This window comes from Plantibacter cousiniae (nom. nud.) (assembly GCF_977070315.1).
In genome coordinates this window covers 306,645-320,282 of the sequence record NZ_CDRVEU010000001.1, presented here as the reverse complement: position 1 = coordinate 320,282, position 13,638 = coordinate 306,645, and the positions used below count along the sequence as shown (strand labels likewise).

The 13,638-nt window shown below is 58.0% G+C and carries 13 protein-coding genes; 3 read left to right on the top strand and 10 right to left on the bottom strand.

Features of this window, described 5'->3' with window-relative positions; translation table 11 throughout:
• Nucleotides 1–52: 52 nt before the first annotated feature.
• Nucleotides 53–1,582: a sensor domain-containing diguanylate cyclase gene (locus tag ACW55A_RS01450; RefSeq protein ID WP_498810375.1), complete on the top strand. Its 1,530-nt coding sequence runs from the start codon at nucleotides 53–55 to the stop codon at nucleotides 1,580–1,582.
• A gap of 70 nt (nucleotides 1,583–1,652) precedes the next feature.
• Here the strand turns inward: ACW55A_RS01450 and ACW55A_RS01445 are convergent, their stop codons facing one another.
• Nucleotides 1,653–2,132 (bottom strand): PA2169 family four-helix-bundle protein, encoded by a 480-nt coding sequence (locus tag ACW55A_RS01445; protein WP_002552329.1) that lies wholly within the window; start codon nucleotides 2,130–2,132, stop codon nucleotides 1,653–1,655.
• A 218-nt stretch (nucleotides 2,133–2,350) separates the two neighbouring features.
• On the opposite strand from ACW55A_RS01445, the gene ACW55A_RS01440 reads away from it, so the two are divergent.
• Nucleotides 2,351–2,590, top strand: a complete 240-nt coding sequence (locus ACW55A_RS01440) for a DUF3820 family protein (protein WP_003341842.1) — start codon at nucleotides 2,351–2,353, stop codon at nucleotides 2,588–2,590.
• A 124-nt stretch (nucleotides 2,591–2,714) separates the two neighbouring features.
• Here ACW55A_RS01440 and ACW55A_RS01435 read toward each other — a convergent pair whose 3' ends face one another.
• Genes ACW55A_RS01435 through zwf form a run of 3 tightly spaced genes read right to left on the bottom strand, consistent with a single transcriptional unit; the run spans nucleotide 2,715 to nucleotide 5,595 of the window.
• Nucleotides 2,715–3,389: a bifunctional 4-hydroxy-2-oxoglutarate aldolase/2-dehydro-3-deoxy-phosphogluconate aldolase gene (locus ACW55A_RS01435; protein ID WP_003365294.1), complete on the bottom strand. Its 675-nt coding sequence runs from the start codon at nucleotides 3,387–3,389 to the stop codon at nucleotides 2,715–2,717.
• 36 nt (nucleotides 3,390–3,425) lie between these two features.
• Nucleotides 3,426–4,139 (bottom strand): 6-phosphogluconolactonase, encoded by a 714-nt coding sequence (gene pgl / locus ACW55A_RS01430; protein ID WP_455807864.1) that lies wholly within the window; start codon nucleotides 4,137–4,139, stop codon nucleotides 3,426–3,428.
• Complete coding sequence (gene zwf, locus ACW55A_RS01425; protein WP_003408964.1) at nucleotides 4,126–5,595, bottom strand: glucose-6-phosphate dehydrogenase; 1,470 nt, start codon at nucleotides 5,593–5,595, stop codon at nucleotides 4,126–4,128. The genes pgl and zwf overlap by 14 nt, the downstream gene beginning before the upstream one ends.
• 218 nt (nucleotides 5,596–5,813) lie before the next feature.
• Between zwf and ACW55A_RS01420 the strand changes: the two genes are divergently transcribed.
• Nucleotides 5,814–6,680, top strand: coding sequence for a MurR/RpiR family transcriptional regulator (locus tag ACW55A_RS01420; protein WP_002552324.1), 867 nt, complete (start codon nucleotides 5,814–5,816; stop codon nucleotides 6,678–6,680).
• Nucleotides 6,681–6,805: 125 nt separating this feature from the next.
• Here the strand turns inward: ACW55A_RS01420 and ACW55A_RS01415 are convergent, their stop codons facing one another.
• The 6 genes from ACW55A_RS01415 to ACW55A_RS01390 form a co-directional block, all read right to left on the bottom strand.
• The gene (locus ACW55A_RS01415) at nucleotides 6,806–7,681 is read right to left on the bottom strand and encodes a D-hexose-6-phosphate mutarotase (RefSeq protein WP_003433591.1); all 876 of its coding nucleotides are present in this window, start codon (nucleotides 7,679–7,681) and stop codon (nucleotides 6,806–6,808) included.
• 108 nt (nucleotides 7,682–7,789) lie between these two features.
• Entirely contained in the window at nucleotides 7,790–9,151 is a 1,362-nt protein-coding gene (locus ACW55A_RS01410; protein ID WP_003408960.1) for a carbohydrate porin, read from the bottom strand.
• Between the two features lie 125 nt (nucleotides 9,152–9,276).
• Entirely contained in the window at nucleotides 9,277–10,446 is a 1,170-nt protein-coding gene (locus tag ACW55A_RS01405; protein ID WP_058397458.1) for an ABC transporter ATP-binding protein, read from the bottom strand.
• Nucleotides 10,447–10,448: 2 nt separating this feature from the next.
• Nucleotides 10,449–11,294: a carbohydrate ABC transporter permease gene (locus ACW55A_RS01400; RefSeq protein ID WP_003433593.1), complete on the bottom strand. Its 846-nt coding sequence runs from the start codon at nucleotides 11,292–11,294 to the stop codon at nucleotides 10,449–10,451.
• Nucleotides 11,287–12,195 carry a carbohydrate ABC transporter permease gene (locus ACW55A_RS01395; protein WP_003314048.1) on the bottom strand — a complete coding sequence of 303 codons (909 nt, stop codon included), beginning with the start codon at nucleotides 12,193–12,195 and terminating at the stop codon, nucleotides 11,287–11,289. The genes ACW55A_RS01400 and ACW55A_RS01395 overlap by 8 nt, the downstream gene beginning before the upstream one ends.
• Before the next feature lie 104 nt (nucleotides 12,196–12,299).
• Nucleotides 12,300–13,586 (bottom strand): ABC transporter substrate-binding protein, encoded by a 1,287-nt coding sequence (locus tag ACW55A_RS01390; protein ID WP_058397459.1) that lies wholly within the window; start codon nucleotides 13,584–13,586, stop codon nucleotides 12,300–12,302.
• Nucleotides 13,587–13,638: the final 52 nt, after the last annotated feature.

Here is a 13,638-nt window from a genome sequence, read left to right as displayed (position 1 = left end):
TAATTTTATTAACCGATTATCAAGAATCATTCGTCTGCAGGTAGAACAACCGATGATGGTGTTTGCGTTTTCTCGGCAAGCCCGGCTCAAATGGACCCGTCCGGAGCTGATATTGATTTTCGGCAGCTCGGTTTCAATGCTCGCCATTCTGGCGATTGTCGCGTCTTTACTGGCCCGGGAGCGCGACGACGCGGCACAGACAGCGGCACGTGCAGCGTCCAATATCGTGCGTTTGATCGATGCCGACGTCATGCGTAACGCAGAACTTTACGACTCTTCCCTACAGGGCATGATCAGCGCCTGGCAGCGTCCGGACCTTCAGCAATTGTCACCTGAACTGCGCCAACTTGTTCTGTTTGATCGCGCCACCGCCGCCTCTTACAAGGGCGATCTGGTATTGCTCGATAACCGCGGCGAAATAGTGGCTGATTCGTTGTCTGTCACTCCTCGACATGACAACTTCGCTGACAGCGCCTATTTCAAGGACCATGCAACAGACCGCTCTTTGACGCTACATGTCAGCGCGCCGTACAAGACTCGCTGGGGCTACAAGGACTGGTGCATCAGTTTCAGCCGTCGCCTATCAGGACCCAACGGCGAGTTCATGGGGATCGTGAGCGCGGCGATGCGCCTGGTGTATTTCAAACACCTGTTCATGAGCCAGAATCTGGGCAGTGAGAGCAGCATCAACCTGATCAATACCTCAGGCATTCTGATCGTTCGCTACCCGGAAATGGAAGGCCAGGAGTTGATCGGCAAGGATTACAGCCACAGCCCCAACTTTCAGCGCATCCTTCAGGAAGGCGATGGCAGCTTTGCCGCGATGTCGACGCAGTTGAATGCTCGCCGGCTGTATACCTTCTCCCGAGTCGGCAACTTGCCGCTGATCGTGGTGATCGGGCAATCCGAAGATGAGGTGTATGCCGTCTGGCGGCGCAATGCCTGGCTGGTCGGCTCCGCGACCAGCATATTGTGTCTGGGCATTTTGTGGCTGACCTGGCTGCTGTGTCGCGAGCTGAGAAGGCGCCACCGTGCCGAAGATGCACTGGCCAGCCTGGCCGCGACAGATGGTCTGACCGGGCTGGATAATCGCCGCCAGCTTGACGAAGCCATGGAAGTCGAATGGGCGCGAGCGCAACGCTCCGGCAAGCAGCTGTCATTGCTGATGATCGATGTAGACCATTTCAAGGCATTCAATGAGCGTCATGGCCATCAGGGCGGGGACGAGGCGCTGCGTCTGATTGCGCAGACCATCTCATACTGCATCCGTCGTCCGGGCGACCGCGTGGCACGCTATGGCGGCGAAGAGTTCGTAGTTGTGTTGCCGGAAACAGACTTGCCGGGGGCCATGCTGATCGCGGAAAAAATCCGCAAGGCTGCGGAGGCACTTCCGCTGTTCATGAATGCCGAGTATCCCATCACGGTCAGTATCGGGGTCGCTTCGGAGGTCGTCCGTCAGGGAGACAAGCTGGAAGCATTTTTCGGGGTGGCCGACAAGGCGCTGTATCAGGCCAAGGACAATGGGCGCAACCGGGTCGAGTACCGCAGTTCGGTTGCCAGAAAGGTGACAGACCCGGTCTGACCAGCTGCGTTCGGGCATAAAAAAACGCCAGACTGGCTGGCGTTTTTTCGGTTACCGCTGACGCATCGGATTACGATGCGGCGTGGGCTGCACGTGCTGCGTCACGCAGTGCTTTTACTTTGTCGTGGTTGGCCAGAACGCCAGCCTGCTGCTTTTCAATCAGCGCGATAACGTTAGGCGAAACGTTCTTGGCACGGGCTTTTTCCAGCGCTTCGCGGTAAGCCTTCTTGGCAACGTCTTCGCCTTTTTCAACTTCTTCCAGCACGGCCTTGTCGTCGTCGGAAGTAACCATCGACTTCAGGTTGACCCATGCGCGGTGCAGTGCGCCAGATACGCTGGAAGAATCTTCAGGCTTGCCACCCAGTGCGGTCACTTCAGCTTGCAGTTCACGAACGGCTGCAGCGACTTCGGTAGAGCGGTTTGCGAGGAACGATTTCACCTGGGCGCTTTTCGCGTGTTCTGCGCTGGTACGGAAACCTTCTTCACCGTCTTTGCTGGTTTCGATCAGGTCATTCAGGATAGAGATCGTTTCTTTGTTGATATCAGTCATTTGATAATTTCCTAATGGCAGGTTGATACGAAAGTGTTCGATGTATAGGTAATTGCAGACACCGTGCCAGTTTTTGATACGAAAATAACTATTTAAAATCAATGACTTACGAAATTTTCACAATTGGCCGTTCGTGACTTCTGCATGATCTGTCGTTTGGCCTGCATGCAGAATGCACGTATCGTACTGGCTGAAAGAGAAATACAGGCGTATCGCGGATGAATCCGGAAAAACTCAAGCTGCTGGTGACACAGGAAATGCCGTTCGGCAAATACAAGGGTCGGTTGATCGCTGATTTACCGGGGCATTATCTGAACTGGTTCGCCCGGGAAGGCTTTCCCAAAGGAGAGTTGGGAGGTCTGTTGGCGCTGATGCAGGAAATCGATCACAACGGCCTTGGCGCGCTATTGGACCCGTTGCGCACACGTCCACGCCAGTCGTTCAAGGACAAGGGATAAACAAAGAGACGGTCCGGGGAGAAAAAAACGGTGCTCCGGACCAGGGAGCACCGAAAAGCCATACAACCAACAACAACTTCCTTGTCGGAATCAGCAGCAAGGGCTGACTCCGAAATCCTGAAAATCAGTCAAACAGTGCCATTGCCTGCGCAGTCGCTTCCTGGATACGTCCCCAGTCGCCATTCTTGACCCATGCGTTATCGATCATCCAGGTGCCGCCTACGCACATGACGTTGGGCAGGGCCATGTAGCTCTTGAGGTTATGCTCGTTGACACCGCCTGTGGGGCAGAAACGCACCTCGTTGAACGGCCCACCCAAGGCCTTGATCGCTGCCACGCCACCACTGATCTCAGCCGGGAACAGCTTGAAGCGGCGATAGCCCATGGCATAGCCGATCATGATTTCCGAGGCGCTGCTGACACCCGGCAACAGCGGCAAAGGGCTGTCGACCGCGGCTTGCAGCAGGTCTTGCGTGCTGCCGGGAGTGACGATGAACTGCGAACCGGCCGCTTCAGCGTCAGCCAGCATCTTGCGGTCCAGGATGGTCCCGGCGCCCACACACAGCTCGGGGCGCTGTTCACGCAGGATACGAATGGCGCTCAGACCGAACGCCGAGCGCAGGGTCACCTCCAGTGCAGTCATGCCGCCAGCGGCCAGTGCATCGGCCAGCGGCAGTACGTCCTGGTCACGGGCGATGGTAATCACCGGCAGAATCTTCGCCTTGGCGCAGAGTTCGTCGATCTGGGCAATCTTGTTCGCCATGCTGGTCAGCGGCTGATTATTTTCATTCTGTGTCATGGCGACGGTTCCTTTGTTTGTGGGGCTTATCGGGGCTTATGGGCACCAGTAAATCTCGATAGACGGGTTGAGAAAGGCACGCACCGGCATCTCGGCGAGGTCGTCGCCTGCCAGCGCGGTGCGCAGAGTGTCGAGTTTGGCCTGACCGGACACCGACAGAATCGGTGAACGCGCCGACGCCAGCAGGCGGCGGGTCAGGGTCAGGCGCTGGTGCGGCACGCTCGGTGCGAGCATGGGCAGGCAGCGGCGCTCACCTTGCAGGTCAAGGGCTTCGCTCAGATTCGGGCTGTTGGGGAACAGCGACGCGGTATGCCCATCGTCGCCCATGCCCAGAATCAGTACATCAATGGGTGGCAGCTCGGCCAGTGCCTGATCGGCAGCCTGAGCGGCTTCCTCGACACTGCTCGCCACGCTGTACAGGCCGAGAAACTTCGCCTTCGCCACAGGCCCCTGCAACAAGTGGCGGTGCAACAGGCCGGCATTGCTGTCGGCATGTTCGGTCGGCACGAAGCGCTCGTCCGCCAGACTGATGACGACCTTCGACCACTCCAGCGGCTGTGCCGCCAGACGCTGGAAGAAGGCGACCGGGCTGCGTCCACCGGACACCACCAGCGTCGCCAGACCGTTCTCGCTGATCGCCTGCTTGAGGCGTTCGGCGACAGTTTCAGCCAGTGCATCGGCCAGTTGCTGCGCTGTGTCGAAATCGTGTGCTACCAGCCCTGCTGGCAGATTGAGGTCACATGTCGCCATACCAGGATCTCCCGTCGCGAGTAATCAGGGCAATGGAGCTCATCGGCCCCCAGGTTCCGGCCGGGTAAGGCTTGGGCGCATCGCCCGCCTTCTTCCAGCCAGCGATCAACTGATCACACCATTGCCAGGCGTACTCGATCTCATCTTTGCGGACAAACAGGTTCTGATTGCCACGCATGACTTCCAGCAACAACCGCTCATAAGCGTCGGGGACACGAGCGCTGCGGTAGGTGTCGGAAAAATTCAGTTGCAAGGGACCGCTGCGCAGCTGCATGCCCTTGTCCAGGCCCTGATCCTTGGTCATCACCTGCAAGGAAATGCCTTCGTCAGGCTGCAGGCGGATGATCAGGCGGTTGCTGATCTGCAAACGCTGTTCAGGCGCGAAGATGTAGTGCGGCGGTTCTTTGAAATGGATCACGATCTGCGACAGCTTCTGCGGCATGCGTTTGCCGGTGCGCAGATAGAACGGCGTACCCGACCAGCGCCAGTTGCGGATATCGGCACGCAACGCGACGAAGGTTTCGGTATCGCTCTGGGTATTGGAGTTTTCTTCCTCCAGATAGCCAGGCACCGCCTTGCCTTCGCTGTAGCCGGAGGTGTACTGGCCGCGCACCACCTGGGTGGCCAGACGCTCAGGGGTAAACGGGGCCAGTGCCTTGAGCACCTTGACCTTCTCGTCCCGGATACTGTCGGCGGACAGGTCGCTTGGCGGGTCCATGGCAATCAGGCAGAGCAGCTGCAGCAGGTGGTTCTGGATCATGTCACGCAGCTGGCCAGCCTGATCGAAGTAGCCCCAACGGCCCTCGATGCCGACCTTCTCGGCCACCGTGATCTCCACGTGCGAAATATGGTTCTGGTTCCACTGGGTTTCGAACAGGCTGTTGGCGAAGCGCAGAGCGATGAGGTTCTGTACCGTGTCCTTGCCCAGATAGTGGTCGATACGATAAACGCGGTTTTCTGGGAAAAACTGCGCAACAGCGTCATTGACCCGGCGCGAAGAGGCCAGGTCGTGACCGATGGGTTTTTCCAGCACGGCACGCGTGCGCTCAGCGAGGTTGACCGACGCAAGGTTCTCGCAGATGGCACCGTAGACCGAGGCAGGTGTGGCGAAATAGGCGATCAGGGTTTCGGCATTGCCGACGCGCTCGGCGAGTGCGACGTAATCCTCGGCCTTGAGGAAGTCGACATGCAGGTAGCTGAGGCGCGCCAGAAAGCGGCCCAGGTTGTCCGGCTCCAGTTCCGTCTCGGGAATGAAGCGACGCATGGATTTTTCGATGTACGCCAGATGCGACTCTTCGTCACCCGGTTCACGCGCCAGGGCAAGAATTTTTGTGTCTTCATGCAGCAGTCCAGCGCGATCAAGCTGATAAAGAGCCGGGAACAGCTTGCGTACCGCCAGGTCCCCCAAGGCACCAAACAGGGCAAATGTGCACGGTTCAACCGTAATCAAGGGCATAATGTTGGTTCTTTTATCAAGTTAGGCTACAAATACCTTTTTTAAAGGCGTTACTCAAGGCCATATGTAGTAATAACCACAACATTCTGCCTGAAAGCATATTCCAGTGGTGATCAACACAGGCCCTCAGTACGATAGGCCACCTTTGCTACAGGCTAAAGGGCTAATAAAAGCCCAAGGCAAAACCGTTGGTAAATCAGCCCCGACAAGGACTTTGAATGGACCGCGTAAGAAACCTCCTGGAGCAAATCCAGGGCCGACTTGACGAGCTGAACAAGGCCGAACGCAAAGTGGCCGAGGTCATCCTGCTCAATCCGCAGATGGCAACGCGGCTGAGCATTGCAGCGCTTGCCCAGGCCGCCAAGGTCAGCGAGCCGACGGTCAATCGCTTCTGCCGTTCGTTCAGTGTCAGCGGCTATCCGGAATTGAAGCTGCAACTGGCCCAGAGCCTGGCCAGCGGCGCGGCTTATGTCAGCCGTGCGGTGGAAGCGGATGATAATCCGGAGGCCTATACCCAGAAGATTTTCGGCAGTGCCATAGCGTCACTGGACAGCGCCTGCCAGCAGTTGGACCCGGCCTTGATCAGCAAGTCTGTGGACATGCTCATCCAGGCGCGGCAGATCCATTTTTTCGGGCTGGGTGCTTCGGCGCCGGTGGCTCTGGATGCGCAGCATAAATTCTTCCGCTTCAATCTGGCGGTGACGGCGCATGCCGATGTGCTGATGCAGCGGATGATTGCGTCAGTGGCGCATACCGGCGAGTTGTTCGTGATCATTTCGTATACGGGCCGTACTCGTGAGTTGGTGGAAGTGGCGCGTATCGCGCGGGCCAATGGCGCGTCGGTGCTGGGGCTGACTGCAGCCGGTTCGCCGCTGGCTCAGGCCAGTACGGTGAGTCTGAATATTCCTCTGCCGGAAGACACGGATATTTATATGCCGATGACGTCGCGGATCATTCAGTTGACTGTGCTCGATGTGTTGGCCACGGGTATGACGCTGCGTCGCGGTGTCGACTTTCAGCCGCATTTGCGCAAGATCAAGGAAAGCCTGAATGACAGCCGTTATCCGATCGAGGATCAGGGCTGACTGGGTGTCGTTGACTATCGTTCCAACGCTCCGCGTAGGAATGCCTTTCGTGACGCTCTGCGTCACACAGCGGTTCTGTGATCCTCAGGTGGATCCTTGCTGAGCGCGAGTGAAGACGACGCAACTCACCCTGCCAGGCTGGCTTGCAGTTTGAGCTGCACCTGCTCTCCGGGCCGCAGGCTGAAGGTGTCGCCGGAGCCTGAGGCGGCTTCGACACGGACGAAGCCTGTGGTTTCGCTGCCGCATACGCCGAGAAGCGGTCTGCTGCCGGGGTGCCAGACGACGGTGTTGGTGCTGTCGCCGGTGTCGATGTTAAGCCTGCGCTGCCAGATCGGGTCCTGGAGCTGTAGGGCGCCGGCGTGTTCGAATACGCGCTGGCAGGCGCCTGCCACGCGCAGTTCGCCGTGTTGCTGACACGCCTGTCGGCTGAGTTCGTCATAGCCCTGTGCACCGTCGAGCCCCTCCAGCGCGACTTCAGCCACATCACCGATCCGCCAGTACGCGTGCAGCGCATGGCTGAAGTGACACGGCTCGCTGTCCTCGTGACGCGTGCTCAGACGCAGTTCCATGCCCTGCCCCAGTTCAGCATGCAGATCGACCTGCCAGTCCCACAGTTGCAAGCGCCAGTGCAGGCTCACGCCTTCTTCGCACTCACTGCTGTCGATCAGCTTCCAGTCCAGCAAACGCCCCCAGCCGTGTGCCGGCCAGCCGCTCTCGCCGGGATGCCGGCCATACCAAGGCCAGCAGACTGGCACGCCTCCACGAATGGCGCCCACCTGTGGCCACTGAGCGGCACACCAGAGCCAGGGTTTCTGGCCCTGCGGCTGAAAATGCAGCAGTTGCGCGCCCTGACGACTGAACACGGCCTGACATTGCGGGTGGTCGATGACCAACACATCGCGCAGTTGATGGCGCTCCCACTCGAAAGTCGGTCTGGCACGTCGGGATCGGAAGAAGCGCTGCAATGGATGTTCAGGCAGTTGCGCGTCGTGAGTGGTCATCGCCAATCGCGTCCCTGAAAAATAAAAGGATCAAGCCAAAAAAAACGGGCAGCCAGGCTGCCCGCAAAGCACACACGACCCTTGATCGCGTTACGCGTCAGTCAATAATCAGAACTTCGACTGGATCTTGATGCCCGCTACCAGCGCATCGTCAACCTGATCTACGCCACCAGGATGCTTGATGTACTGCAGGTTGGGACGCACGGTCAGCCAGTTGGTGACATGGAAGCCGTAGTAGATTTCAGAGTTGTACTCAGTGCTCTGGACCGGCAGGTAGCCAGGGTTGTCATAGTCATTGATACCGCTGATCTGGTTGGCCAGACGCACGCGATCCTGCACATCGTCGTTGACGTGGATACGGGCAATACCGATACCGATGTCATCTTTCGGACGCGAGTTGAACGGACCTTTGTACGTGAAACCGATCTGCTGGTAGTTGTCGACGAAGTTGGTCGCCTTGTCATGCACGGTGGCGTTGGCAAAAATGCTGAGGCCGCGCGAAGCATCGCCGTCATGCGTGGTCAGTTGTTGCTGAGCCACGACCCACCAGCCATGCTTGCTGCTGTGCGATTTGAACGCTGCGCCAGTCAGCGCTTGCGGCTGACCATTCACGTCTTCATAGACGTCGTTGGCGTTTGGCGTGCTCTTGTAGTAACCGACACGGTACTCACCGGGCAACGAGTTGAAGGATGGAGTCCAGACCAGTTCGACCGGCAGAATCATGCCTTCGGTGCCACTGCCACTGAGCTTGAAGCCGTTGCCTGTTTCCAGGTTGGACGGGTTCTGCTCGTACACACCCACCTGGGCATAGACTTCAGGCGTGATGTTGTACTTGATGCGCAACGCCCATTGGCTGATTGGCCAGTTGTACCAGGTGCTTACGTAGTTACCGACCTGCGAGCCGCAGAATGACAGGTTCTGGAAGTCGCACGGGAAGCTGTTGAAGTCTTCGCCCGGACCGAAACGGCCGGCCTTGACGTCCAGCGCGCCGTCGAAGTACTTCTGCTTGATCCACATCTGCGTCAGACGCCAGGTCTGACCACGGCCCCAGACTTCCTGGGAGGAGCTGAGTGTACCGGCGCGAGGATCGCCGATACGGTCATTGGAGATGTTGCGACCGCTACGTTCGGTGATTGCCAGCTTGAACTCTGCGTCCTGCCAGCCGAGAACTTTCTGCAAATCGACTTTCATGCCCAGCGCGAACTGGTCGCTGTAACGGCCGGTGGTGTCGTCGTTGTAGCCGCCCTTGAGGTTGCTGGCCATCTCGGAAACGTATTCCAGCGAGAAGTCATAACCCTTGTCCAGCAACTCGGTGCGCTTGCCACCCCAGTCACCCGTCATCCAGGGTGAATCTGCGGCAAACGGCTCGGCGGCGTGAACGCTGCCTGCCAGACCCATCGCACCCAACGCCGACAGCTTGCATACCAACTGGAGCCGGGAAAGCGATTTACCTTTGTTGATCTTCTTCATCCCATCAATCCTCGTTTTATTGTTATTAGCTTTGGTAGACGCGTTACTTCATTCACTGCCCTGTGTTCGCTGGTCGGCCGTGCGTTTTGGCAGCAGACGGCCAGCCAGCGATGCTCGTTGCTGAATCAATTTATCACTTGCGGCTCGACCGGTGACACATTGTTTTCCCGTTCAGCCGCCAGTCGCGCTCCCAGCACCCCGAGACGCTCGCCGCTCTGGGCATCGAAAATCAGCACCCTGGCAGGATCGAATTGCAGGGTAAGGCTCTCGCCCACCTGCGGTGCGACGTCCGGGGCGAGGCGACAGCAAACCTTGCTCTGGTTGAGCGTGACGAACACCAGCGTATCCGGACCGGTCGGCTCGGTCACCTGGACCTCGGCACGAATGGTCGGCAGCCCGGTCGATTCAGCGCCGGCCAGCATAATCTGTTCGGGGCGAATACCAAGAATGATTTCTCGATCTTCAAGGCCTGCATCGGACACGCCCACCGGCAGCTCGCAACGGGCCTGACCACTGTCGAGCGCAGCGATCAACTGGCCATCCTTGCGTTGCAGGCGCAGCGGGATAAAGTTCATCGGCGGCGAACCGATGAAACTGGCGACGAACAGGTTGGCCGGATCGGTATAGATCTGCTTGGGCGTGCCGAACTGCTGGACGATACCGTCCTTCATCACCGCCACCTTGTCACCCAGCGTCATGGCCTCGATCTGATCGTGGGTCACATAAACAGTGGTGGTTTTGAGGCGTTGATGCATCAACTTCATTTCGGTGCGCATCTCGACGCGCAACTTGGCGTCGAGGTTGGAGAGTGGCTCGTCGAACAGGTAGATCTTCGGTCGACGCGCCAAGGCACGGCCCATCGCGACACGCTGCTGCTGACCACCGGACATCTGGCCCGGCTTACGATTGAGCAAGTGCTCAATCTGCAACAGTTTGGCAACGCGCGCCACTTCAGCGTCGATGTCGGCTTGCGGCATCTTGCGGATCTTCAGCCCGAACGCGATGTTTTCACGCACGCTCATGGTCGGATACAGGGCGTAGGACTGAAAGACCATGGCAATGTCGCGGTCCTTGGGGCTGGTGCCGCTGACGTCCTGGCCGTCGATCAGGATCTCACCGCCACTGATGCTTTCCAGACCGGCAATGCAGTTCATCAGCGTGGATTTACCACAGCCCGATGGACCGACCAGAATCAGGAACTCGCCATCCTTGATCGACAGGTCGATGTTCTTGAGGGTGTCCGGCAGATTGCTGCCGTAGGTCTTGTTGACGTTGCGTAATTCGAGAGTCGCCATGATTACCCCTTGACCGCGCCGGCCGTAAGCCCACGCAGGAAATACTTGCCAGCCAGTACGTAGACCAGCAGTGTCGGCAGGCCGGCAATCATCGCCGCCGCCATGTCAACGTTGTATTCCTTGGCACCTGTGCTGGTGTTGACCAGATTGTTCAGAGCCACAGTGATCGGCTGAGAATCGCCGCTGGAGAACACAACGCCGAACAGGAAATCGTTCCAGATCTGGGTGAACTGCCAGATCAGGCAAACCATCACGATAGGCGTGGACATCGGTAGAATGATGCGCCCGAAGATGGTGAAGAAACCGGCACCATCCAACCGTGCAGCCTTGACCAGCGCATCGGGAATGCTGACGTAGTAGTTACGGAAGAATAGCGTGGTAAATGCCAGTCCGTAGACCACGTGAACAAACACCAGCCCGGTGGTCGTGTTGGCCAGCCCCATCTTGCCCAGTGTGAAGGATGCCGGCAGCAGGACGGTCTGAAACGGCAGAAAGCAACCGAACAGCAACAGACCGAAGAACAGCTGCGAGCCCTTGAAGCGCCACATCGACAGCACATAGCCATTGAGCGCGCCGATTGCGGTGGAGATGATCACGGCCGGAACAGTGATTTTTATCGAGTTCCAGAAATAACCATCGACCAGGTCCCAGGCTTTTATCCAGCCGATTGCAGTCACTACGCTCGGCCAGCTCAACAGGTTGCCGGTGCCGATGTCTTCGGGTGTCTTGAAGCTGGTGAACAGCATCACCACCAACGGCACCAAATAAATCAGACAGGCCAGCATCAGCACGGCGTAAATCAGAACACGACTGAAGCTGATGCCCGGTTTGCCAACATGACTAGTCATGGCGTTTGGTCCTCAGCTCGGAATACAGATACGGCACCAGAATCGCCAGGATCGCGCCGAGCATCAGAATCGCACTGGCAGAACCCATGCCCATCTGGCCGCGGCTAAAGGTGAACGAATACATGAACATCGCCGGCAAGTCGGATGAGTAACCGGGGCCACCGGCGGTCATCGCGGCTACCAGGTCGAAACTCTTGATCGCAATGTGCGCGAGAATCATCACGGCACTGAAGAACACCGGACGCAGGCTTGGCAGCACGACGCGCCAGTAGATCATCGGCAAACTCGCGCCATCCATCTGGGCCGCGCGAATGATCGACTGATCGACGCCACGCAGACCTGCCAGAAACAACGCCATGACGAAGCCGGAGGACTGCCATACCGCGGCGATGACCAGGCAGTACACCACGCGGTCCTGGTCAATCAGCCAGTCGAAACGGAAACCTTCCCAGCCCCAGTCGCGCAACATCTTGTCCAGGCCCAGGCCTGGGTTGAGCAACCACTTCCAGGCAGTACCGGTGACGATCATCGACAGCGCCATCGGGTACAGGTAGATAGTACGAATCATGCCCTCGCGACGAATCCGCTGGTCCAGCAGGACGGCCAGCAGGACCCCGATCACCAGGCTGATTGCAATGAACATCCCGCCAAAGACCGCAAGGTTCTTGCTTGCCACCCACCAGCGATCGTTGTCCATGAGACGCGCGTATTGCGCCAGACCGACCCATTTATAGGAAGGCAGGAACGTCGAGTTGGTGAACGACAGTGCGAATGTCCAGAGGATATAGCCATAGAAACCCACCAGCACGATGAACATGCTGGGGGCCAGCACCAGTTTTGGTAGCCAGCGTTGCAGCGCATCCATTGGCGAGGCTTTGCTGTTCGCAGCGACAGAGCTCATCGGGAGTATCCCATGCGGTGTATCGAATCCAGGCCGCAGCCGCAGGTGAAATCAACCAGGGATTTCAACACTGCGGACGACGGTTAAAGGCGGTTCAGAACGAATTACTTGGCAGACTTGATCGCAGCGCCCAGCTTTTTGGCTGTTTCGGCCGGATCAGCTTTCGGGTCATTGATGTAGTTGGTCACCACATCGAAGAACGCGCCCTGCACTGCCAGCGTAGTTGCCATGTTGTGCGCCATGCTTGGCTGCAGACCACCGTTTTTCGAATCAGCCAGGAAGTCCTTCGCAGCGGTTTGCGCACACGAGTCGAAACCGTATTTGCTCATGTCGGACAGCATGTCTTCACGAACCGGGATCGAACCCTTGTTGATGCTGAAGACCTTCTGGAAGTCCTCGCCCATGGCGACCTTGGCCAGATCCTGCTGTGCGGCAGTCGTGCCCTTGTCTTTCTGCTTGAACACCGCCAGCGAGTCGATGTTGTAGGTAAAGGCTTTTTCGGTGCCCGGGAAGGCTACGCACTGGTAATCCTTGCCTGCGACCTTTTTGGCTGCGGTCCATTCACTCTTGGCCCAGTCGCCCATGATCTGCATGCCGGCCTTGCCATTGATAACCTTGCCAGCTTCCAGGTTCCAGTCCTGGCCCTTGCCATCGGCATCCATGTAGGTCGCGACTTTCTTGAGTTCGGTGAGCGACTTGACCATTTCTGGGCCGGTCAACGCGCCGTTGTCCAGATCGACCAGAGCTTTCTTGTAGCCATCAGCCCCCATCACCGAGAGCACGACAGCTTCAAAGACGGTGCTGTCCTGCCAAGGCTGGCCACCGTGGGCAAGTGGGATGAAGCCGGCTTTTTTCAGCTTGTCGCCTGCCGCGTAAAACTCTTCGAGCGTTGTAGGCGCCTTGTCGATACCGGCTTTCTTGAAGACTTCAGGGTTGATCCACAGCCAGTTGACGCGGTGAATGTTCACCGGTACTGCTACGTAATCACCGTCGTACTTCACGGTGTCGGAGACTTTCTTGTCCAGCAGGGAGTCCCACTTCTCGGACTTGGCGACCTCTTTCAGCGCATCGGTATCGAGCAGGCCGGTAGAGGCCCATTCCTGAATATCCGGGCCTTTGATCTGGGCCACACCGGGAGGATTTCCGGCAACCGCACGGCTCTTGAGCACGGTCATGGCCGTGGAGCCGCCGCCGCCTGCAACGGCGCCGTCCTTCCAGGTAAAGCCGTCCTTTTCAACCTGAGCTTTCAGAACATCGACTGCAGCCTTTTCGCCACCCGACGTCCACCAGTGCACGACTTCTACGGTGCCTTTGGATTCAGCGGCGTTAGCGCTCAGAGGGAACAACGAAGCGAGAGAGATGACAACAGCGAGACGTGACATGGAATTCATCGAATTGACCTTTCTTGTTGTTATGCATGAGCAAGTCTGGTGCTTGCGCTTC